The following is a 21,567-nucleotide window of genomic DNA, read 5'->3' on the forward strand; positions in this document are numbered from 1 at the left end:
CTTTCGACTCGTCTAAGCCAATAAGAGCGCTCCTCCCGCCAGGAGAATACCGCCAATAATCGCCCAGATACCAGGATTTTGCTCAGGTGGTGGAATTTGGTCTGGCGTTATGAGCGGCGGCACGCGAATGGATGGTACCGGCGGTTCAACAGGTGTTGGCTCCCGGGAAGGCGCTGGAGCTGGAGCGGGTTCGGGCGCCGGCACCGGAACCTTTCTGGGTTGAGGTTGCGGGGTTTTCGGCCGCTCTTCCAAATGAATGTCGACTTTCTCACCATCCGGATATTGAATCTCGATTGTGGGACCGCCGAATTTACTATTTTCACGGTAGGCGATCCTGGTTCCATCCTCGAGGACCTGCCACTCCCCGGGATAGCTTGGCGGCCCTGGGACGCGCGTCGCATTTTCCGTCAGATTCTCGTAGAATATCCGAATCTGTTCGGGCGTCATCAGCACTTTGACGTGTGGCTGCCTACCAGGCGGGAGAGGATCCACCCGCTGGTGAACGTCCTCCGAATTGTGAACCGATAATCCATGGACGTCACCCATCCCACCGTCGGCGTTGCTCGGCTCCACCGGATCGGGCGACGGTGACGATGCCGGCTCTGACACGGCAGGCTGCGATGTCACGGGCGGGTTCATCGGCTGTAGCTGCGCTGGCGCGGGTGGAACGACCGGCGGGGGTTGCACCGCGGCGGCCGACAGTATCCCCGGATACCCGCCAGGTGGGGTTGGCATGGCGAACGGTTCGGACGGGCGCACATAGCTGGTCACCGTTGCCGGCGCAGAACCGGTAGCCGGGCCCCCGGGCGGCCCGGGACGCATGCCCGCCGGCGCCCCCTGCGCCCCGGCCGAGACGGGCGGGCCGTAAACCGCCGCATTCGACGGCGGCTGCTGATACATACCCACCGGTGGAGATGATGGCGTCGGCGGTGGGCGCATCTCGGCAGATTTTGTCGGCGGCGCCGGGGCCGGTGGCGGCACCATCGCCCGGCCCACCCCCGCCCCACCTTGAGTCACCGCCGCAGCCGCCTGCACCGCCCCGTAGGCCCCCCGCATCGCCGCCCCGGCCGCGGTACGCCCGACAGCCTCGGACACCGCCGCAGCCGCTCGCACCGGCGCCTCCGGTGAAATCGCCGCATTTGCAGGGGGCGGCGGTGCCGCCAACGCCGCCGTCGCGGTATTCAACGCCGCCCCATATCCGGACCCGGCCGAAGCATTCGTAGGCCACATCTGCCCGAAATAATCCAGATTCAACTCGGTGATCCGCGGCGTCAACGCCCCCAACACCCGCGGATTGGCCTCCACATCAGCGGCCTCCTGAACCCGATTCGCCCGCGCCTGCTGCGTGGGCACCATCGCCGAGACCGCCCTGTGATACGCCTGCGCTGCGGAGGTCACCATCGGCGCACGCGCCTGCAGCCATTGCGCCAGCGCCAGCAACTCGGTGTTGATCCCCGCAAGAGAAGCCTGGCTACTGGTCGCACCCGCTCCCGACCACGCCGAACCGTATGTTCCCGCAGCATTAGCCTTCGACGACGACGCCAACACCTGCAACTGCGCAGCCTGCGCATTCAACGCCTGCGCATGAGCGATCGTCGACGCCGAACCCGGCCCCGACACCAACACCGTGTGATTGGCCTCCGGAGACTGCGCCGACCACGAATACACCACCCGGCCCAAGTTACTCGATCGATCCGCCCCAGTAGCCGGCGATTTCCGCTCTGAGGTGCTGATGCGCTAGCCTGACCGGGCGTCACGGCGAGGGCGGCCAGCTTCGGCCGCCGTTATCGACGAAGACCTGATGGTTGCCTCGATCTGGCCGTGCCCCATGCATTCCGCAGCAACCACAGGAGTACCGATGGCCAAGACCCCCACCCCGAACAAGCTCACCGCCACGGTGCGTTCCGAGACCGGCAAGGGCGCCTCACGCCGGGCCCGCCGCGACGGCAAGGTGCCCGCCGTGCTCTACGGCCACGGCAGCGAGCCGCAGCACCTCGAGTTGCACGCGCACGATTACGCGGCCGTGCTGCGGAACTCGGGTACCAACGCGGTGCTGACCCTCGACATCGAGGGCACCGAGCAGCTGGCGCTGACCAAGGCCCTGGACATCCACCCGATCCGTCGCACCATCCAGCACGCGGACCTGCTGGTGGTCAAGCGCGGCGAGAAGGTCATCGTCGAGGTGAACGTCGTCCTCGAGGGCGAGTCGTTCCCGGGCACGCTGGTCACCCAGGACGCCACCTGGGTGGAGATCGAGGCCGAGGCGCTGTCGATTCCCGAGCAGCTGACAATCTCCATTGAGGGTGCCGAAGCCGGCACCCAGGTCACCGCCGGCGAGCTGGAGCTGCCCGAGGGTGTGACGCTGGTGTCCGACCCGGAACTGCTGCTGGTCAACGTGGTCGAGCCGCGGGTCGAAGAGGAGCCCGAGGGCGAGGCGGCGGGCGAGGCAGCCGGCGAGGCCGCCGGCGAGGCCGAGGCCCCAGCGGCCGAGTAGACCGAGCACGGCGTGGCCGAGTCACCACCGGTGCTGGTGGTCGGCCTGGGCAACCCGGGGCCGACCTACGCCCGCACCCGGCACAACGTGGGCTTCATGGTCGTCGACCTGCTCGCCCAGCGCATCGGGTCGGCGTTCAAGCTGCACAAGAAGTCCGGCGCCGACGTGGTCACCGGGCGGCTCAGCGGGCGCTCGGTGGTGCTGGCCCGTCCGCGTTGTTTCATGAACGAGTCGGGCCGCCAGGTGGGGCCGCTGGCCAAGTTCTACTCGGTGCCGCCGGCTGATGTGGTGGTCATCCACGATGATCTCGACTTGGATTACGGCCGGATCCGGCTCAAGCAGGGCGGCGGCGAGGGTGGCCACAACGGGCTGCGATCCATCGCAAGCGTGTTGGGCAGCAAGGACTTTCAGCGGGTTCGCCTGGGGATCGGCCGGCCGCCAGGGCGGCAGGATCCGGCGGCGTTCGTGCTGCAGCCGTTTGGTGCGCGGGAACGCGACGAGTTGCCGACGATCTGCGAGCAGGCCGCCGACGCCGCCGAGTTGCTGATCGAACTGGGCTTGGAACCCGCGCAGAACATCGTGCACGCTCGGGGTTAGTGGCACGAGCAGTCGCGAAAGCCCCCAATCCGGGACGGATTTGGGGGCTTTCGGGTCTGCTCGCGGAAAAGAAAGTTAGGTGACCAGGGCGACGGAGTTGGCCCGGCGCAGCTTGCCCGACGGTGTCTTGGGGATACTGCCCGGCCCCAGCACCACCACGTTGCGGGGTCGCATGTCGACCTCGGTGACGACTTCATGGGCCACCTGGTGCTCGATCCGGCGCACCTCGGCGGGATCCTGCCAGGCGTTGGACTCCACCGCGACGGCGAAAGTCTCGCGAGAATGTCCGGCATCCAGGCGTACCGCCACCGCGCAGCCCGGCCGCACACCTTCGACGCGGCCCGCGGCCCGCTCGATGTCGGTCGGGTAGATATTGCGGCCGGCCATGATGATGACGTCCTTGACCCGGCCGCACACCACGACGTGGCCGTCCTCCATCTGGTAGCCCAGGTCGCCGGTGTCATACCAACCGTGCTCGTCCTGCGCCGGCAGGAAGCCCGCCATCGTCAGATATCCCGGCGTGACCGGCTCACCGCGCAGCTGGATCACCCCGACCCCGCGCGGCGGCAACGAATTGCCGTGCTCGTCGACGATCCGGATCTCGATCCCCTCCAGCAGCGGCCCCAGCGAGGCCAGCCGCCGGGTGTTGCCCCGGGTCGCCGGTACCGCGCGGCGCAGCGCGGCCAGCAGATCGGCGTCGATCTCATCGACCACCAGGCCCGCACCGCACTTGGAGAACGACACCGCCAGCACCGTCTCCGCCATGCCGTAGGCCGGCAGAATCGCCTCCGGCTTCAGGCCGAACGGCCTGCCGGCGTCGATCAGATCCTCGACGTCGGCCGGCTCGACCGGCTCGGCGCCCGACAGCGCGAACCGCAGCGTGGACAGATCAAACTGTCCCGGCGTGGCCTGCTTGCGCAGCCGCTTGGCGAACAGCGCGTAGGCGAAGTTCGGGGCCGCGGTCATGGTGCCCTTGTACTTGTCGATCAGCTTGGCCCACAGCAGCGTGTCCCGCAGGAAGTCCATCGGGGTGATCTTGACCAGCTCGGCGCCGAAGTACATCGGCACCGTCAGGAAGCCGATCATGCCCATGTCGTGGAAGCACGGCAGCCAGCTGACCATGACGTCCTTGTCGACGTCGTACTCGGCGCTGATGAACATCGCCTCGGCGTTGGAGTAGATGTTGCGGTGGGTGATCTGCACGGCCTTCGGAGACCCAGTCGATCCCGACGTCAGTTGCATCAGCGCCAGATCGTCCTCACCGGCTTCCACCGGGTCGATCGGGTCGGCGGCCAGCAGATCTTCGACGGTCAGGACCTTCAGGCCCTTCTCCTGCAGCACCGGCATCGCGGCCAGGAACGGGTCGGAGATGATGACGGCCTTGGCGTCGATCATGTCGACGACGGTCATGGTGTCTTCGGCCCACACCGCCAGGTCGGTGCGCGGCGTGGGCTGATGCAGCATGGTCAGGCTTGCGGCGCGTATCCAGACGCCCTGCGCGGTGGGGGCGATCTCGACCGGGGCGCCGGCCAGCACACCGACCGCGTCTCCGGGGCCGACACCGGCGGCGGCCAGCCCGCCGGCGATGCGGCGGGCGCGTTCGTGCACCTCACCCCAGGTGTGCCGGACCGGTTCGTGCGGCTCCCCGGTGACCATGCCCTTGGTGGACTCGCGTGCACTGCGGAACATGTTGTCGGTAAACCTGCTCACGACGGCCTCCTAGCCGGCACCGGTGCTTTCCCCACGGGCTGAGATTTCATGTTCCACCTGCTGGAGACCACTTCGTAAGAGGCGCGCGCGCACAAATAGGCGGCGTTTGCGTCTCGATACCGTAATGCGCGGCCCACCAGATCGACGTGCGTCTGGTCGACGGGGATGTCCTGGCCACAACTAGTCACCGCGCTGTATCTTAAACTCCTCTTAATCGAGGGGCAAATCTTGGCGCGGGATTGGGGCCGTCGTCACACCCCGGTGACCGATGACGGCACCACCCGGGCACCGTAGACCGGCCCACTGGCCACCCGCACCGCGCGGCCGGCGCCGACCGCCGCCAACTCGACGGCGACATCGGCCGCCGAAGGCGCCGAGGCGCACAGGAACGCACACGTCGGTCCGGACCCGGTCACGATGCCCGACAGCGCCCCCGCTTCCACGCCGGCCCGCAATGTTCTTCGCAACGCGGGATTGAGGTTGACCGCGGCCGTCTGCAGGTCATTGCCGAGCAGCCCCGCCAACCGCTGCGGATCACCGGCGGCCAGCGCGGCCAGCACCGGTTCGGACTCGCCCACCTCCGGAAGGGCGCGCCCACTGTCGCGCAGCCGGTCCAGTTCGGCGAAGACCGCCGGTGTCGACAACCCGCGGTCGGCGAAGACCAGCACCCAGTGGAACGTCTCACGGGTGAGCACCGTCGCCAGTTCTTCCCCGCGTCCGGTGCCCAACGCGGTACCGCCGTGCAGCGCGAACGGCACGTCACTGCCGAGTCGGGCGGCCATGGCGTGCAGGTCGCGGCGCGGCACGCCCAACTCCCAGAGCACATTCATCCCGACCAGCACCGCCGCCGCGTCGGCGCTGCCGCCCGCCATCCCGCCGGCCACCGGAATGGACTTGTCGATGGTGATCGCCACATCAGGGGCCCGGCCGACGTGCTCGGCCATCAGTTCAGCGGCTTGCCACGCGAGATTGCGTTCGTCGGTGGGCAACACGTCGGCGCCCTCGCCGGCGATCCGCAACGACAGCAGATCGGCGTCGCGCACGGTCACCTCGTCGACCAGCGAAACCGCGTGAAAAACCGTCGTGAGCTCGTGGTAGCCATCGTCGCGGCGGTCACCGACCGCCAGGTGGAGGTTGAGCTTGCCCGGCGCGCGCACAGTGACCGAACCGGTCGGGGACCACTCGGTGGCGGCACTACCGTCGGATGCGGTCACGCCGATGAGACTAGCGGGTCCATCCGGTGCGCGGTCTAGCTGAACAGGTCGGCGAAGTCGGCCTGAATGGAGCTGAAGGCCCCCAGCATGACCTCCAACTCGAACCCGGCCGCCATGGTGACCAGACCGGTGGTGGCCGCCAGCGGCAAGCCGATCGCGTTCAGCAGGTCACCGGATGCCAGTTCCTGGGCGAAGATCGTCGCGGTGTAGGCCGGCAAGGTGGTCACCAGGGCGTTGAGGATGTCCGCGGTGGGCAGCAACGTGGCGTACAGCGTTGCCGAAGCGCTGGTCAGCGTGTTGACGATGTCGGTCAGGCTCGGCATGACGAAGTCGGCGCTGCCGAGTACGTCGCCGCCGAACAGGTCCGCCGCGCTACTGGACGACATGTTCTGCAGGGCGTCGACAAAGTCGGTCCACCCCTGCTGAGCGCCGTTCACCAGGGCGGTGAACACGTCCTGCATGTTGACATCGGGGAACAGGCCGAACGGGGTGGACACGTCCGCCGGACCCTGCGACCAGCCGTGTTCGATGTCGCCGTAGCCGAGGTTGACCAGCACCCGCAGGCTCGGCTGCAGCAGGTCGGCGATCGCATTGCCGAATCCGCTCCCCCGCAACGGCTCCAGCAGCGGCAGGTTCTCGGTGGGAATCATGAAGTACTGGGTGTTGCCGGTGTAGCCGTCGCTGACCGGCAGCTCGATCGCCGACGCCAACTGCTCGTCGGTCAGCGTCGGGTAGGTGCCGTGCACGAACATGATGCCCATGAACGCATTGATGTCCGCCAACAGGTTCAAGGGGTACTTGGGGAAGTCGGCGAAGCCGTCGTACTCCTGGGTGTAGAACGCGGTTTCCCACGGCGTGTCGGCCGGGGTGCCGCCGCTGAACGTGACGCCCAGGCTGGGCAGCGACAGCTCGGGCAGATTCGGATTCAGGCTCGTCAGGTCGAAACGGGACAGCAGGCCGCCGTCGGGGGTGCTGGGACTGCCCAGCATCACGAAGGACAGCTGGTCGGCGTCGGGCCGCTCGTCCTCGGGCATGCTCAGCAGCTGCTTGATCTCCAGCGCGTTGATGACACCGCTCTGCGAATAGCCAAGTACGACAAGGTCATTGCCGTCAGCAGTCTCCTGCATGATCTTCTGGTGCAGGATTTCGACACCCTGGTCCAGCGAGGTGTCCAGCGGCAGCGACTTCACGCCGGTCAGCGGGTACAGGCCCTCCGGGGTGAACAGCGCGTTCGTGACGTCCACCGGGAACAGCGGCTGGCCGGCGAATTTGGGCGTCGCCGGGTCCAGGAACCGGTCGGTGAGCGCCGCCAGGTACTGCGGCGGCGGGACCGGCAGCCCGCTGCCGCCCATGATCCAGGACTGGGTGTCGAGCAAGGTCGCCTGGGCCACCACGGTTTTGGCCGTCGAGGCCAGGCCGGGCGCCACCGCAGGCGAGACACCCAATGCGGCGATGGTGGCGACAGCCAGCGGAACCGCACCCAACGAACGCAGATTGCGACTGTCCACAGTTGCCATGACGACCTCCCGGGCGAAGTTGGGATGATTATCACCCTCCGCCAGCAAAATGTCATTGATTTTTTGCTATGCGATCATGTTTTTCTTAGCTTTCTCGGCGGTGCCCGGCTTCAGCCGCCGGAGGGGGCGCCGGCCCCATAACCTGGGCCCATGGGCGAAGCCGGCATCGACTTCGGCGGCTACGTGATCGACCACGAAGTCGGGCGCGGGGGGCACGCCACCGTCTACCGAGCGCACGACTCTCGCCTCCGGGCCGGCCAGGCCCCGCCGGTGGCGCTGAAAGTTCTCGACGAAATGCATCGCACGCGCGACGAGCAGGCGCGGTTGAACCGCGAGTTCGAGTTCGCGCGCGTCCTCGACCATCCCAATATCGTCACCGTCTATCGGCACGGGCCGTACTGGCTGGCGATGCAGTTCGTCGACGGCGGCAATTCGACCGGGCTGCAGGCATTGCCGGATCAACTGAGCGCGCTGGCCCAGATCGCCGACGCGCTCGACCACGCCCATCACAGCGGCATCGTGCACTGCGACGTCAAACCGGCCAACATCCTGATCCCTGCCGACTTCCGCCACGCCGGGGCGGTGCTGACCGACTTCGGCTCGGCCCACGCCGTCGTCGAGGACGTGTGGAACCGGCCCCGGAAACCCGGCAACCCCGAGGTCTCGCTGCCGTACACCGCACCCGAGATCCTCTGTGGCAAAGCCCCGTCAGCCGCCACCGACGAATACGCGCTGGCGTGCACCGCGGTCGAGTTGCTCACCGGGGCACCGCCGTTCCCCGCGTCGAGCGCCGCAGAACTGGTGGACGCGCACCTGCGGCGACTGCCACCGCCCGTCTCGGCGGCGTTCGGACCGGCCGCCCGCGGCCTCGACATCGTGGTCGAACGCGCCATGGCGAAGTTGCCGGCGCGGCGCTACGACTCCTGCACCGAGTTCGTCGAACAGTTGTCCCGGGTATTGACGGGTTGATGCGGCGGTCCCAGCTTCGCCTCTCCTTCGTCGAGCCTCGCTGAACCGCTGTGTTCATGCGGCGGTCCCAGCTTCGCCTCTCCTTCGTCGAGCCTCGCTGAACCGCCGGAAACCTGGAGAAGGCGCACGAAATCGGCGACCGCCAAGGTCTCGCCGCGCCGCCCCGGGTCGATACCGGCCGCCTCCAGCAGCGCGGCCGACTGTGCACCTGATCCCGCCCATTCCGCGAAGGCGTTGCGGGACGTCTTGCGGCGCTGGGCGAATGCGATATCGATCAGCGTGAAGACCGCGCGGCGAAATGTGTCGTCGACCGGCCAGGGCGCGGTGTCATACCGATCGATGCGCACCAGTCCGGAGTTCACCCGCGGCACCGGCCAGAACACGCTCGGCGGCACCGTGCCGCAACGGCGCACCTCACCGAAGAACCGGGCCTTGGCGCTGGGCACCCCGTAGTCTTTGCCGCCCGGCTCGGCGGCCAGCCGCTCGGCCACCTCCAGCTGCACCATCACCATCACGGTGCGAATAGCGGCGAATTCGGCCAGCAGGTGCAGCAACGCCGGGACCGCGACGTTGTAGGGCAGGTTCGCCACCACCGCCGTCGGCGCGACGGCCACCTCCTCGCGGTGCAGCGTCAACACGTCCCGGCTCAGCACGGTCAAGCGGTCCGCGTCGGCGGGTGCGTACTCGGCGACGGTCGCAGGCAGCCGGTCAGCCAGTACCGGATCCTTCTCGACGGCGACGACAGTCGGCCCGTGCCCGAGTAGGGCCAAGGTCAGCGAGCCGAGTCCCGGCCCGACTTCCAGGACATGGTCGTCAGCGGTGATTCCGGCAGCGGCGACGATCCGGCGCACCGTGTTGGCGTCATGAACGAAGTTCTGCCCCAGTGATTTCCGGGGCCGCAGGTCGAGTTCGGCCGCCAGGGCTCTGATGTCGCCGGCCCCGAGTAGCCCGATGGTCAGCGTCTCCCGCTGCACACCGGCCAGGCGCCCCAGCCCTGCCGGGCCTGAGTGACCTCTGCGATCGCGATCTGCTCCTCGCGGGTGGCCAGGTCGGCGCGCGGGGCGTACTTCAACCCGCCGTTGGCGATCCAGGTGCCGTAGTCGAACTGCACACCGCCGTAGAAACCGTTACCGGTGTTGATCGCCCAGTTGTTGTGCGACTCGCAGGCCGCGATCCGGTCCCACGCCGCGCCGTACACCGACGGCGGCACCTCGGTGCCCGGCTTGGCGCCGACGCGCAGCACCGAGTCGCGGGCCGGGTCCACCACGGCGTTGGACACCGGCAGCCGACCGGTCTCGGCGCCGTTGACGGTGGCCACCGAGTAGGTCACATCCTGGGTGCCGGGGGTGCCGGGATCCTCGACGACCTGCCGGCTGATGTTCATCGCCGGGTCCTCGACGCGACGCGCGGTCGGGGGCAGCGGCACTCGCTCGGTGACGTGGGTGACCCGGATCCGGGTCACCTGGATCTCCATGCCCTCGGTGATCGGGGTCGAGGCCGGCGGGCTGACCTTGTCGGCCTGTTCCAGCGGGGTGCCGTCGGCGGCCAGCAGTTCGGCGACGTTCCGCGCGGCCAGTCGCACCGTGCGCACCACACCGCCATCGTCGATCCGGACGTTCTTGGCGCTCAGCACCGGCAGCGCCATGCCGGCCAGCGGCACCCGGCTGCCCCGAGACGCGGCGGCCGGAGCCGTGTCGGTCATCGACAGTTGCGCCAGCGCCTCGTCGACGGACAGGGCCGTCGTCCACACCTGCGTGGACTCGCGGCCGTCCAGCGATAGCTGCAACGGCCGGCTGCGCCGCACCACGATCGTGTCGGCGTCGTGCACCCGGGCGTCCCGGGCGGGAGTCACGTCGTCGCGTTCGCCGAGATCGAATCCGTTCTCGGCGACGACGTCGATCACCCGCGACCGCATGGTGGTCACGGTGACCGGAGTTCCATCGACATCCAGCGTCACGGTCTTGGCACTGGCGACCGCGAAACCACCAGCAAAGGTCAGCACCAGCAAGAGCGCGCCGACCAGCATCCGCAGCATCGGCGACGGCGCCTGATGCAGCCTGGTCAAAGTGTTCAAGCGAAAAACCTCACGACGGTGAAGACATGGCAAAGGGGCCCTTGCGGTGCCCCGTGTTTATAACGAGACGGTAACGAACTCCCCGGCGTTCGGGCAACCGAATGTGACCTGCTCGACGTTTCACCGCAGGCCGTACACCCGACGGGCGTTGTGGCTCGTGACCTGCGCCAGCTCGGCTGCCGACTCCCCCAGCAGCTCGGCCAGCGCCCTGACAGTGTAGGGCAGGCAGTAGGGCTCGTTGGGCGCGCCGCGGTAGGGGTGCGGAGTCAGAAACGGCGCATCGGTCTCCACCAGCAGCTGCTCGCGCGGGATCAATGGTACGGCTTCTCGCAGGTCACGGGCATTTTTGAAGCTGACCGTGCCGGACAGGCTGAGCGTCCAGCCGGCCTCGACGCAGGTGTGAGCCATCTCCGGACCGGACGAGAAGCAGTGGAAGATCACCGTCTCGGGGGCGCCCTCGGCGCGCAGCACGTCCAGCACGGCCGCATCGGCGTCGCGGTTGTGGATCATCAGTGGTTTGCCGGTGCGTTTGGCCAGGTCGATGTGCCAGGCGAAGGCTTCTTTTTGCGTCGCTGGTTCGGCGCAGCCCGCCAGCCGGCCCGGCCAGTACAGGTCCAAGCCGGTCTCGCCGATCGCCACCACCCGCGGGTGGGCGGCCAGCGCCTCGATCTCGGCGCGCGCGCCGTCGGTGAGGCTGTCGGTGCGGGAGGGGTGCAGGGCGACGGCGGCGTACACCCGGTCGTCGGCGTCGGCGGCCCGGGTCACCCAGCGCGCCGAGTCCAGGTCGTCGGCGACGGTCACCACCGCCTGCACGCCGACCGCGCTGGCCCGGTCCAGGATCGCAGGCACCTCGTCGACGCCGCACGCATCGAGATGGGTGTGCGCGTCGACCAGCGGAGTCAGCGGCTCCGGCGCAGGCGGCGCCGGGCGTTCGGCTGATCGTTTAGAGCTCACCCGCACACCTTAGGGTGAAGCTTGATGAGACAGATTGAGCCCTTCTACGTCACCACCGCGATCACCTATCCCAACGGTGACCCGCACATCGGTCACGCCTACGAGTACATCGCCACCGACGCGATCGCCCGGTTCCACCGGCTCGACGGGTTCGACGTACGGTACCTGACCGGCACCGACGAGCACGGGCTGAAGATGGCCGAGACCGCCGCCGCCGAAGGGATCCCGACCGCGGAGCTGGCGCGGCGCAACTCCGATGTGTTCGAGCGCCTGCAGGAACGGCTCAACATCTCCTTCGACCGGTTCATCCGGACCACCGACGCCGACCACCTGACGGCGTCCAAGGCGATCTGGCAGCGCATGGTCGACGCCGGTGATATCTACCTGGACACCTACTCCGGCTGGTACTCGGTACGCGACGAGCGGTTCTTCACCGAGGCCGAGACCCGGCTCACCGACGGCGGCTCGCGGGTGGCGGCCGAGACCGGTGCGCCGGTGACCTGGACCGAGGAGCAGACCTACTTCTTCCGGCTGTCGGCCTACACGGACAAGCTGCTGGCGCACTACGAGGCCAACCCCGGCTTCATCGCCCCGGAGGTGCGCCGCAACGAGGTGGTCAGCTTCGTCTCCGGCGGGCTGCGCGACCTGTCGATCTCGCGCACCTCGTTCGACTGGGGCGTGCCGGTGCCCGGCCACCCCGACCACGTGATGTACGTCTGGGTGGACGCCCTGACCAACTACCTGACCGGGGTCGGCTATCCCGACACCGACTCCGAGTCGTTCCGCCGGTACTGGCCGGCCGATCTGCACATGATCGGCAAGGACATCATCCGATTCCACACCGTGTACTGGCCCGCGTTTCTGATGTCGGCCGGAATCGAGCTGCCGCGCAAGGTTTTCGCACACGGCTTCCTGCTCAACAGCGGCGAGAAGATGAGCAAGTCGGTGGGCAACGTCATCGACCCGGTCGAGTTCGTCGAGAAGTTCGGGGTCGATCAGGTGCGGTATTTCCTGCTGCGGGAGATCCCCTTCGGTCAGGACGGCAGCATCTCCGAGGAGGCGTTGATCAGCCGCATCAACGCCGACCTGGCCAATGAGCTGGGCAACCTGGCGCAGCGGTCACTGTCGATGGTCGCCAAGAACCTGGCCGGGGTGGTCCCGGAACCGCTGGCGCCCACCGGCGACGACGAGGAGCTGCTGGCGCAGGCCGACGGATTATTGGAGAAGGTGCGGGTGGCGTTCGGCGCCCAGGCCATGCACCTGGGTCTGGAGGCGATCTGGCTGATGCTGGGTGCGGCCAACCGGTATTTCTCCGCCCACGAACCGTGGAAGCTCGCCAAGAGCGAGTCCGCCGCCGATCAGGCCCGGTTCGGCACCGTCCTGTACACCACGCTGGAGGTGGTGCGGATCGCGGCGCTGCTGGCGCAGCCGGTGATGCCCGAATCGGCGGGCAAGCTGCTCGACCTGCTGGGCCAGGAGGAAGGGCAGCGGATGTTCACCGCGGTGGGCGAGCGGCTGGCGCCGGGGCTGACGCTGCCCGCGCCATCCGGGGTGTTCCCGCGCTACCAATCCTGAGCTGACCAGACGCCTACCGCGGGTCCAGTCGGACGACCACTTTCACCCGGCCCTGCTCGTCCCGCTCCGCGACGGCGTGCCCGGCCCGGTCCGCGCCGTCGAGCCGGATCTTCAACGGCCCGCCGTCGCCGGAAAAGTTGCGCCACCATCCGCGCCGGCCCACCGAAACCCACATGGCCCCGCCCTACGCACGAGGTGAAACAGCTCACAGTGCGTCACATACCGGCGGGCCGGGGTGTCTTGAGGGCATCACCCACCTCCAGAGACAGGAGCAACTCATGACTCGCACCCGCGTTGTCGTCGTCGGCGGCGGTTATGCCGGCACCCTGGCCGCCAACCGGCTGCGTCAGCATCCCGGCGTCGACATCACCCTGGTCAACCCGCGTCCGGCGTTCGTCGAGCGAATCCGGTTGCACCAGTATGTTGCCGGTACCGGGACGGCCACCATCGACTACCCCGAGCTGCTCGGCGACGGCGTCCGGCTGGCGGTCGACGCCGTCACCCGGATCGACGCCGCTGATCGCCGGATCCGACTCGCCTCCGGCATCGCACTGCGCTACGACTACCTCATCTATGCGGTGGGCAGCACCGGTGCGATCACGCCCACCGTTCCGGGTGCCGCCGAATTCGCCTATTCCATCAGCGAATTGGAGCACGCGCAGCGGCTGCTGGCCCGGCTCGGCGAGGTGACGGCGGACGCCCCGGTGATCGTCGTCGGCGGCGGGCTGACCGGAATCGAGGCGGCTTCCGAGCTGGCCGGGCAAGGTCGCACGGTCACCCTGGTCTGCGGCGAGATGCTGGGACCGTCACTGCACGCCGCGGGGCGCCGTTCGGTGGCCAAGGCGCTGCGCAAACTCGGTGTCGAGGTCCGCGAAGCGGCCACGGTCGCCGAGGTGCGCCCCGATGCCGTGGTGCTGGCCGACGGCTCGACACTGCCCAGCCAGGTGACGGTCTGGACCGCGGGCTTCGGCGTCCCGGATCTGGCCAGGGCCAGTGGGCTGGCCACCGACGCGCTGGGCCGGCTGCTCACCGACGAGACCCTGACCAGCATCGACAACCCCTGGATCATGGCGGCCGGGGATGCGGCCGCGCCGTCGGGCCAGCCGCTGCGGATGAGCTGCCAGGCCGCCCTACCGCTGGGCGCGCAGGCCGCCAACACGGTGCTGGCCCGGATCGCCGGCGACTCACCGATGGCACTGGACCAATCGTTCGCCGCCCAGTGCATCAGCGTGGGCCGGAACGCGGGGACTGTTCAGTTGTCCCGCCGCGATGACACCCCGACCAAGGCGTTCATCGGGGGCCGGCTCGGCGCGGTGGTCAAGGAGTCGATCTGCAAGTACACCGTGAAGTGGATTCGCGGCGAGGCGGCCAAGCCCGGCTCGTACCGTTGGTTCAAGGGCGGCCGGGCAGCCGGAATCGCGCAGCGCCAAGCGGACCAGGAGGCGACGGTGTGACAAGTGCTCAGACCCAGCGGTTCAGCGAGCCTCGACGAAGGAGAGGCGAAGCTGGGACCGCTGCTCAGACCCAGCGGTTCACCGAGCTACGGCCGCTGCTGTTCACCATCGCCTACGAGATCCTGGGCTCGGCAACCGAATCCGACGATGTGCTGCAGGACAGCTACCTGCGCTGGGCCGAGGTCGACGTGGCCGAGGTACGCGACGTCAAGGCGTACCTGGCCAGCCTGGTCACCCGCCAGGCCCTCAACGCGCTGCGGACGAATGCCCGGCGCCGCGAGGACTATGTCGGACCGTGGCTGCCCGAGCCGCTGCTGCTCGACGAACACGACCCGGCTGCCGATGTCGTCCTGGCCGAATCGGTCTCGATGGCGATGCTGGTGGTGCTGGAGACGCTCAGCCCCGACGAGCGTGCGGTGTTCGTGCTGCGCGAGGTGTTCGGGTTCGACTACGACGAGATCGCAGCCGCGGTCGGCAAATCGGCGGCCGCGGCCCGTCAGGTCGCACATCGGGCCCGCGGCCACGTCCAGGCCCGCCGGCCGCGGTACTCCCCGGTGGACCCGGAGCAGAGTGCGCGAGTCACGGCGGAATTCATGACCGCGGCGGCGGGCGGGGACATCACGACCGTGCTGTCGATGCTGGCGCCCGATGTGGTGTGGACCGCCGACAGCGGCGGCAAGGCCAGTGCGGCGCGGCGGCCGATCGTCGGCGCCGACAAGGTGGCCCGGACCGTGATCGGCCTGCTGCGCCAGGGCGCGGAGCTACCCGACGCCCGGATGGAGATGGCGACCTGCAACTCCGCCCCGGCGGTGCTGCTCTACAGCGCGGGCCGGCTCGAAGGCGTGTTCACCGTCGAGATCATCGACGGCCTGATCACCAACTTCTACGCAATGCGCAATCCGGACAAACTGGCGGCGGTCGCGGCCGCCCGCGAGATCACCCGCGGCGCAGACGTCTGACAAGCTGGTGCGGTGCGAATCGAGCGGCTCGGCGACCTGGGCACGGCACCGCAGGTGCTGCGCGCGGTCGGTGACGCCACCGGTCGGTGCGGGCTGCCGCCGCCGGCCGCGTTGACCGGCGAGTGGTTCGGCGCCCGGGCCGTGATCGCTCCCAGTGTGGCCGTCACACCGGTGAGCCCGGGTGAGGTGTTCGACACCGGGGACGTGCCGGCGCCGGGCTCACGCAACGGCGCGGTGGGTGGCGGTTGGATCGGCTATCGGTCCTACCCCGACGCCGGCGCCGACGATCTGGGCCCCCGGATCCCCGAGGCCGCCGGCGGCTGGACCGACTGCGTGCTGCGCCAAGACGACGAGAGCCAGTGGTGGTTCGAGAGCCTGTCCGGCACCCCGATGCCGGGCTGGCTGTCCGAGGCGCTGACAACGCCCGCGCCGGAGCGCCGCTGCCGCATCTTCTGGGAGACACCCGACCGGCAGGCGCACCGCGCCGGGGTGCTGGCCTGCCTGGAGGCGATCCGGGCCGGCGAGGTGTATCAGGCATGCGTCTGCACCCGCTTCACCGGGACCGTCGCCGGCGCCCCGCTGGACTTCTTCGCCGACGCCGTGGCCCGAACCGGCCCCGCGCGGGCCGCCTACCTCGCCGGCGACTGGGGCGCCGTGGCCTCACTGTCGCCCGAGCTGTTTCTGCGCCGCCGCGGCCAGGGCGTGGCATCCAGCCCGATCAAGGGCACGCTGCCGCTCGACGCCCGCCCCTCGGCGTTGCGCGCCTCGGCCAAAGACGTCGCGGAGAACATCATGATCGTGGACCTGGTCCGCAACGACCTGGGGCGGGTGGCCATCACCGGCACCGTCACGGTGCCCGAACTCTTGGCGGTGCGGCCGGCGCCCGGGGTGTGGCACCTGGTGTCGACGGTGTCGGCCCGGGTGCCCCAAGAGCTGACCATGTCCGAATTGCTGGACGCGGCCTTCCCGCCGGCCTCGGTGACAGGAACCCCCAAACACCGTGCACGCCAGCTGCTTTCGGAGTGGGAACCGTCTCGCCGTGGCGCCTACTGCGGCACGGTGGGGTTGGCGTCACCGCTGGCAGGCTGTGAACTCAACGTGGCGATCCGCACCGTGGAGTTCGACGCCGCCGGTGGCGCGGTGCTCGGGGTGGGCGGTGGTATCACCGCCGATTCGGATCCCGACGCCGAATGGCAGGAGTGCCTGCACAAGGCCGCCCCTATCGTCGCCGCCGGTCAGTCCCGGGAGCGCAGCACCGCGTCGTAAAGCTCGCGCCGCGACACCGCGCCCGGCACATCGGCGATCGCCTGCGCGCAGGCGTCTTTGACCCGCATTCCATCAGCGGCCAGCCGGTTGACCTCCGCGACCAGCGCCGACAGGTCGGCACGCGGCGTCGCCCCGGCCAGCACGACGGTGATCTCCCCGAGCACCCCCTCGACCGCCCAGTCGGCCAGCTCTGCCAGTGTGCCGCGCCGCACCTCCTCGTGGGTCTTGGTCAATTCTCGGCACACCACCACCCGCCGCTCCCCGCCGAGCTCGTCGGCGGCGTCGCGCAAGCAGTCGGCCAGCCGCCGCGGCGACTCGAAGAACACGCAGGTGCGCCGTTCATCGGCCAGCGCGGCCAGCCACGCCCGGCGCGCCGCCGGCTTGCGCGGCGCGAAGCCCTCGAAACAGAACTTCTCGCCAGGCAGCCCCGATACCGCCAGCGCGGTCGTCACCGCCGACGGGCCAGGCAGGCAGCTCACCGGCAGCCCGGCCTCGGCGCACGCGACCACCAGGCGGTACCCCGGGTCGCTGATCAACGGCATCCCGGCGTCGCTGACCACCAGCACGGTGGCCCCGGCCTGCATCTCGGTCAGCAGCGCGGGCACCCGCGCCGCCTCGTTGGCGTCGAACAGGCTGACCACCTTGCCGGCGATGTGCACATCGAGCGCCTTGGCCAGTGTCCGCACCCGCCGGGTGTCCTCGGCAGCCACCACGTCGGCGGTGCGCAGTGCCGCGACCAGCCGCGGCGAGGCGTCACCGGGCTGACCCAGCGGAGTGGCACCCAGCAGCAATCGACCGTCCGCCATGGCGCACAGCCTACGATCGTGGGGATGAGCGCTCCGACCGCTACCAGCTCCGCGGCCGTGCCGGAGCGCACCGCTCCCATGATCAGCCCGGGTCTGCTGGTGCCGGTGGCCGAGTTCGGGCCGACCGACCGTGCCCGCGGCTGGGCGGTGACCGCCGCGGTCACCACGCTGGCCGCGGTGACCCGGTTCTCGAACCTGTACACCCCGACCGATGCCGGCACCCCGATCTTCGACGAGAAGCACTACGCGCCGCAGGCCTGGCAGATGCTGCACAACCACGGCGTCGAGGACAACCCCGGCTACGGCTTGGTGGTCCACCCGCCGGTCGGCAAGCAACTGATCGCGATCGGCGAGGCGGTGTTCGGCTACAACGGGTTGGGCTGGCGCTTCACCAGTGCGCTGCTCGGGGTGCTCGCGATAGCGCTGTTGGTGCGGATCGTGCGCCGGATGACCCGCTCGACGCTGGCCGGCGGCATCGCCGGGCTGCTGTTGGTCGGAGACGGCGTCAGCTTCGTGGCGGCGCGCACCGCGCTGCTGGACGGCTTCTTGACCTTCTTCGTGGTGGCGGCGTTCGGGGCGCTGATCGTCGACCGCGATCAGGTGCGCATGCGAATGCATACCGTGCTGACCGAAGGCCGTTGCGGCGCAACGCCGTGGGGCCCCCGCCTGGGGGTGCGCTGGTGGCGCTTCGGCGCAGGGGTGCTGCTGGGTCTGGCCTGCGCCACCAAGTGGTCCGGGCTGTATTTCGTGGTGTTCTTCGGGGCGATGTCGTGCGCGTTCGACGTGGCCGCCCGCCGGCAGTACCGGGTTCGCCGGCCGTGGCTGGGAACGCTGCGCCGCGATGTAGGCCCCACCGGCTACGCGATGGTGCTGATCCCGTTCGGGGTGTATCTGGCGTCGTATGCGGCGTGGTTCGCCTCGGAAACCGGCGTGGACCGCCACGAGGAGGGCCAGTCGATCGGGCTGGAGAGCCGGTTCCCGGTGCCCGACGCACTGCGCTCGCTGTGGCATTACACCTATCAGGCCTATCACTTCCACTCCGGCCTGACCAACGCCGCCGGCAACCACCATCCCTGGGAATCGAAGCCGTGGGCCTGGCCGATGTCGCTGCGCCCGGTGCTCTATGCGATCGACCAGCACGACGTTCCCGGCTGCGGCGCCCAGTCCTGCGTCAAAGCCGTGATGCTGGTGGGCACGCCGGCGATGTGGTGGCTCGCGGTGCCGGTGCTGGGCTATGCGTTGTGGCGAACCCTGGTGCGCCACGACTGGCGCTACGCCGCGGCACTGGTCGGCTACTGCGCCGGCTGGCTGCCGTGGTTCGCCGACATCGATCGGCAGATGTACTTCTTCTATGCGGTGCCGATGGCGCCGTTCCTGGCGGTGCTGCTCGCGTTGATCTGCAGCGATATCGTCACCGGCGGGCGTTTACGCGGCGAGGAGCGGCGCACGCTCGGGCTGATCGCGGTCTGCTGTTACGTCGCGCTGGTGCTGACGAATTTCGCCTGGTTGTACCCGATCCTGACGGGGGTGCCGATCTCGCCGGCCACGTGGAACATGCAGATCTGGCTGCCCAGCTGGTCCTAGGGCTCGCGTGCCCGCTCAGCCCTTCCATCTCGACGAATCGAACTGGTGTGCGATAAGCTGGCGGCCGTGGCGGTACCCGTACAGGAGTCGCTGTTCGACCTGAGCGAACGCCGGCAGCTGGGCGACGGCGCCTGGCTCGACGTCCGTCCCAACTGGGTGACGGAAGGCACCGACCTGGTCGCCGAACTGCGATCCGCAGTCCCCTGGCGAGCTGAGCGCCGCCGGATGTATGACCGGCTGCTCGACGTACCCAGGCTGGTCAGCTTCCACGACCTGGCCGCCGGCGATGCGCCGCACCCGGCGGTCAGCCGGCTGCGCCGGCGACTCAACGACATCTACGCCGGGGAACTCGGCGAACCGTTCGCCACGGTGGGATTGTGCCTGTACCGCGACGGCAACGACAGCGTGGCCTGGCACGGCGACACCCTCGGTCGCGGCGCCACCCAGGACACCATGGTCGCGATCGTCAGCGTCGGCGCCACCCGCACGTTCGCGCTGCGTCCCCGGGGCGGCGGCACGGCGCTGCGGCTGTCGCAACACCACGGCGACCTGCTGGTGATGGGCGGCTCCTGCCAGCGCACCTGGGAGCACTCGATACCGAAGACGGCGGCACCCGTCGGCCCGCGGATCAGCATCCAGTTCCGGCCGCGCGGCGTGCGGTAGCGCGAAAGCTCAGCCCCGGACCGCGGCGACCGCGGCCACCAGCAGCTCGCGGGCTCGGGCGGTGTCGACGGGGATCACCGGCTTGTCCGGCGCCACCAGCGGGTTGGCGGTGACGAGCACCTGATACGGCCCGAAATACGCCGAGTAGTTGTACAGCTCGCCGACGCGCGACTTGCCGCCGGCGACCGCCTCGACCACCCGGTGCACCCCGATGGTCTGCACGCCGTCGATGCGCGGCGCCTCGACCGTTTCGACCAGGCCGCGCATCCGTTCGCCGGCGAAGCCGATCCGGCGGCAGGACTTACCCGGTTCGTTGAACGGGACCGGCTCCGAGGTCTCCAGGGCGATGGTGATGAAGCGGTTGCCGTTGCCCTCGGCAGCCACAGCGGCCATGTTGCCCTGCACACCCTGCGGCAGTTGCTGGCTGACCGCGAACCTCGAGCAGTCGGCGGGCTCGAACTTCAAGCCCGGAGGCAAAGTGTTGGCCGCCAGTAACTTCGGGTCCAGACCGGTCGGCGCGATGGCCTTGACCTGGAACTCCGGACCGAAGGAGGACTCAAGGTCAACCACTTTGCCGATGTCGGCGGTCACCTCGCCGGGATCAGAGCTGCAGGCGGCGAGCAAGCCGACACAGCCCACTGCCAGCACCGCGCGAAGGTTCAACATCGCAGCCAATCTACCCAACGCCGACCGCCCCGGGAGGCGGCGGTCACCCTACGGCCTGGATGGCTTGGCGGCCAACCTCTTTGATCTTTTCGGCCACGTCTCGACCGAACGGCAGTTGGTCGTTGCCGGGCACGTCGATCACCGTGGTGACGATGCCCGGATCGTCGCGCTCCCAATAGGCGCCCAGGCGGTCCAGGATGGCGCGCATCGGCGCGTTCTCCGAAAGCACCCGCGCGGTGAACTTCTCGATGCCCTCCAGCCGGGCGACGACGGCCACCGCCCCCACCAGGTAGGTGCCGATCCCACGGCCCTGATAGCTGTCACCGACGATGAAGGCGATCTCGGCGACGGTCGGATTCGCGGTGTCCCGGACGAATCGGCCGTCGGCGACGAACGAGCCGTCCGGCTCGGTGACCACCCAGACGAAGTGGTCGACGTAGTCCACCTCGAACAGGTAGTGCATGAGTGCGGGGCTCGGGGTGCGCGTCGACATGAACCGCCGGTAGAGCGTCTCGCCGGAGAACTTGACGTGGTCCTGGACGGTTCGCGCGCTGTCGCCGGGCAGCACCGGCCGCAGTAACAGCTCGGTGCCGTCGCGGGCCCGGATGGGCACGGCCTCGATGTAGGCGGCGAGCCGCTGACGTGCGGTGCGCACCAGCCTGCCCATGACCTCCGGGATCTGCAGCATCTCGTCGAAGGCCTGCTCGTCGCCGGCCCAGCCGGTCAGCGGCGTCGAGGTGGTGACGGTCGCGGTCCGGCGGCCCTTGCGCAACAGTGCGATCTCCCCGACCACCATCCCGGCCGACACCTCGCTGACGACCACCGCGCCGTCGTCTCCGACATGCTTGACCTGGGCTGACCCCGACGAGATGAGCAGGAAGGACACCGCCGGCTCGCCTTGCCGCATGAGTTCGGTTCCGGTCGTGGCCTGCAACGGCTGCAAGCCCGTGGCCAGCGGCGACAGCTCGGCGTGGCTGCAACCGGCGAAGATTTCCATCGCCGCGAGCTCCGTGGTGGACAACGCTTCGGTCACCCGGTCTCGCCGCGACATCACCATGGATTGCT

20 protein-coding genes are annotated in these 21,567 nt (G+C 69.1%); 9 read left to right on the forward strand and 11 right to left on the reverse strand.

Features of this window, described 5'->3' with window-relative positions:
• Positions 1-12 precede the first annotated feature (12 nt).
• Positions 13-1,671, reverse strand: coding sequence for a PPE domain-containing protein (locus tag G6N19_RS21525; RefSeq protein WP_193465837.1), 1,659 nt, complete (start codon positions 1,669-1,671; stop codon positions 13-15).
• Positions 1,672-1,858: 187 nt separating this feature from the next.
• Here G6N19_RS21525 and G6N19_RS04335 point away from each other — a divergent pair, with 187 nt between their 5' ends.
• Together G6N19_RS04335 and pth are read left to right on the forward strand one after the other, a co-directional pair.
• A complete protein-coding gene (locus G6N19_RS04335; protein ID WP_193465838.1) occupies positions 1,859-2,494 on the forward strand; it encodes a 50S ribosomal protein L25/general stress protein Ctc in 636 nt (211 codons plus the stop codon).
• A gap of 12 nt (positions 2,495-2,506) precedes the next feature.
• On the forward strand, positions 2,507-3,091 hold the full coding sequence (gene pth / locus G6N19_RS04340; protein ID WP_193465839.1) for an aminoacyl-tRNA hydrolase: 585 nt from the start codon (positions 2,507-2,509) through the stop codon (positions 3,089-3,091).
• A gap of 75 nt (positions 3,092-3,166) precedes the next feature.
• On the opposite strand, the gene G6N19_RS04345 is transcribed toward pth, so the two are convergent.
• The 3 genes from G6N19_RS04345 to G6N19_RS04355 form a co-directional block, all read right to left on the reverse strand.
• Positions 3,167-4,801 (reverse strand): fatty acyl-AMP ligase, encoded by a 1,635-nt coding sequence (locus G6N19_RS04345; RefSeq protein WP_013827912.1) that lies wholly within the window; start codon positions 4,799-4,801, stop codon positions 3,167-3,169.
• Between the two features lie 251 nt (positions 4,802-5,052).
• Positions 5,053-6,021 carry a 4-(cytidine 5'-diphospho)-2-C-methyl-D-erythritol kinase gene (locus G6N19_RS04350; protein WP_109559535.1) on the reverse strand — a complete coding sequence of 323 codons (969 nt, stop codon included), beginning with the start codon at positions 6,019-6,021 and terminating at the stop codon, positions 5,053-5,055.
• Positions 6,022-6,050: 29 nt separating this feature from the next.
• Entirely contained in the window at positions 6,051-7,532 is a 1,482-nt protein-coding gene (locus G6N19_RS04355) for a PE-PPE domain-containing protein (RefSeq protein ID WP_049792997.1), read from the reverse strand.
• 150 nt (positions 7,533-7,682) lie between these two features.
• Here G6N19_RS04355 and G6N19_RS04360 point away from each other — a divergent pair, with 150 nt between their 5' ends.
• Complete coding sequence (locus G6N19_RS04360) at positions 7,683-8,501, forward strand: serine/threonine-protein kinase (protein WP_041317274.1); 819 nt, start codon at positions 7,683-7,685, stop codon at positions 8,499-8,501.
• Here the strand turns inward: G6N19_RS04360 and rsmA are convergent.
• The 3 genes from rsmA to G6N19_RS04375 form a co-directional block, all read right to left on the reverse strand.
• Entirely contained in the window at positions 8,447-9,484 is a 1,038-nt protein-coding gene (rsmA, locus tag G6N19_RS04365) for a 16S rRNA (adenine(1518)-N(6)/adenine(1519)-N(6))-dimethyltransferase RsmA (RefSeq protein ID WP_232062653.1), read from the reverse strand. The two genes, G6N19_RS04360 and rsmA, sit on opposite strands and share 55 nt — an antisense overlap.
• Entirely contained in the window at positions 9,457-10,575 is a 1,119-nt protein-coding gene (locus G6N19_RS04370; RefSeq protein WP_193465841.1) for a resuscitation-promoting factor, read from the reverse strand. Before G6N19_RS04370 ends, rsmA begins: the two co-directional genes overlap by 28 nt.
• 120 nt (positions 10,576-10,695) lie before the next feature.
• The gene (locus G6N19_RS04375) at positions 10,696-11,535 is read right to left on the reverse strand and encodes a TatD family hydrolase (protein ID WP_193465842.1); all 840 of its coding nucleotides are present in this window, start codon (positions 11,533-11,535) and stop codon (positions 10,696-10,698) included.
• Between the two features lie 27 nt (positions 11,536-11,562).
• Between G6N19_RS04375 and metG the strand changes: the two genes are divergently transcribed.
• Positions 11,563-13,104: a methionine--tRNA ligase gene (gene metG / locus G6N19_RS04380; RefSeq protein WP_041319583.1), complete on the forward strand. Its 1,542-nt coding sequence runs from the start codon at positions 11,563-11,565 to the stop codon at positions 13,102-13,104.
• Between the two features lie 13 nt (positions 13,105-13,117).
• Here metG and G6N19_RS04385 read toward each other — a convergent pair whose 3' ends face one another.
• Entirely contained in the window at positions 13,118-13,279 is a 162-nt protein-coding gene (locus tag G6N19_RS04385) for a hypothetical protein (RefSeq protein WP_158019441.1), read from the reverse strand.
• Between the two features lie 103 nt (positions 13,280-13,382).
• Between G6N19_RS04385 and G6N19_RS04390 the strand changes: the two genes are divergently transcribed.
• From G6N19_RS04390 to G6N19_RS04400, 3 genes are all read left to right on the forward strand, one after another.
• Positions 13,383-14,558, forward strand: coding sequence for an NAD(P)/FAD-dependent oxidoreductase (locus G6N19_RS04390; RefSeq protein WP_193465843.1), 1,176 nt, complete (start codon positions 13,383-13,385; stop codon positions 14,556-14,558).
• Between the two features lie 95 nt (positions 14,559-14,653).
• Complete coding sequence (locus G6N19_RS04395; protein ID WP_049792996.1) at positions 14,654-15,517, forward strand: RNA polymerase sigma-70 factor; 864 nt, start codon at positions 14,654-14,656, stop codon at positions 15,515-15,517.
• 12 nt (positions 15,518-15,529) lie between these two features.
• Positions 15,530-16,783: an aminodeoxychorismate synthase component I gene (locus G6N19_RS04400; protein ID WP_013827901.1), complete on the forward strand. Its 1,254-nt coding sequence runs from the start codon at positions 15,530-15,532 to the stop codon at positions 16,781-16,783.
• On the opposite strand, the gene rsmI is transcribed toward G6N19_RS04400, so the two are convergent.
• Entirely contained in the window at positions 16,753-17,589 is an 837-nt protein-coding gene (rsmI, locus tag G6N19_RS04405) for a 16S rRNA (cytidine(1402)-2'-O)-methyltransferase (protein ID WP_193465844.1), read from the reverse strand. The two genes, G6N19_RS04400 and rsmI, sit on opposite strands and share 31 nt — an antisense overlap.
• A gap of 24 nt (positions 17,590-17,613) precedes the next feature.
• On the opposite strand from rsmI, the gene G6N19_RS04410 reads away from it, so the two are divergent.
• Complete coding sequence (locus G6N19_RS04410; RefSeq protein ID WP_041317268.1) at positions 17,614-19,173, forward strand: dolichyl-phosphate-mannose--protein mannosyltransferase; 1,560 nt, start codon at positions 17,614-17,616, stop codon at positions 19,171-19,173.
• A 66-nt stretch (positions 19,174-19,239) separates the two neighbouring features.
• On the forward strand, positions 19,240-19,836 hold the full coding sequence (locus G6N19_RS04415) for an alpha-ketoglutarate-dependent dioxygenase AlkB (protein WP_193374415.1): 597 nt from the start codon (positions 19,240-19,242) through the stop codon (positions 19,834-19,836).
• A 9-nt stretch (positions 19,837-19,845) separates the two neighbouring features.
• On the opposite strand, the gene G6N19_RS04420 is transcribed toward G6N19_RS04415, so the two are convergent.
• Complete coding sequence (locus tag G6N19_RS04420; protein ID WP_013827897.1) at positions 19,846-20,502, reverse strand: DUF5642 family protein; 657 nt, start codon at positions 20,500-20,502, stop codon at positions 19,846-19,848.
• Between the two features lie 43 nt (positions 20,503-20,545).
• On the reverse strand, positions 20,546-21,559 hold the full coding sequence (locus tag G6N19_RS04425) for a GNAT family N-acetyltransferase (RefSeq protein ID WP_013827896.1): 1,014 nt from the start codon (positions 21,557-21,559) through the stop codon (positions 20,546-20,548).
• Positions 21,560-21,567 lie beyond the last annotated feature (8 nt).

Origin of the sequence: Mycobacterium novum, from assembly GCF_010726505.1 — a bacterium.
Taxonomy (GTDB): Bacteria; Actinomycetota; Actinomycetes; order Mycobacteriales; family Mycobacteriaceae; genus Mycobacterium; species Mycobacterium algericum.

Bases quoted from the DNA above. Each gene is read 5' to 3' on its own strand.
- G6N19_RS04425 (WP_013827896.1), bottom strand. From the start codon at position 21,559: ATGGTGATGTCGCGGCGAGACCGGGTGACCGAAGCGTTGTCCACCACG.
- G6N19_RS04360 (WP_041317274.1), top strand. From the start codon at position 7,683: ATGGGCGAAGCCGGCATCGACTTCGGCGGCTACGTGATCGACCACGAA.
- G6N19_RS04390 (WP_193465843.1), top strand. From the start codon at position 13,383: ATGACTCGCACCCGCGTTGTCGTCGTCGGCGGCGGTTATGCCGGCACC.
- G6N19_RS04335 (WP_193465838.1), top strand. From the start codon at position 1,859: ATGGCCAAGACCCCCACCCCGAACAAGCTCACCGCCACGGTGCGTTCC.
- G6N19_RS04410 (WP_041317268.1), top strand. From the start codon at position 17,614: ATGAGCGCTCCGACCGCTACCAGCTCCGCGGCCGTGCCGGAGCGCACC.
- G6N19_RS04420 (WP_013827897.1), bottom strand. From the start codon at position 20,502: ATGTTGAACCTTCGCGCGGTGCTGGCAGTGGGCTGTGTCGGCTTGCTC.
- G6N19_RS04385 (WP_158019441.1), bottom strand. From the start codon at position 13,279: ATGTGGGTTTCGGTGGGCCGGCGCGGATGGTGGCGCAACTTTTCCGGC.
- rsmI (WP_193465844.1), bottom strand. From the start codon at position 17,589: ATGGCGGACGGTCGATTGCTGCTGGGTGCCACTCCGCTGGGTCAGCCC.
- G6N19_RS04355 (WP_049792997.1), bottom strand. From the start codon at position 7,532: ATGGCAACTGTGGACAGTCGCAATCTGCGTTCGTTGGGTGCGGTTCCG.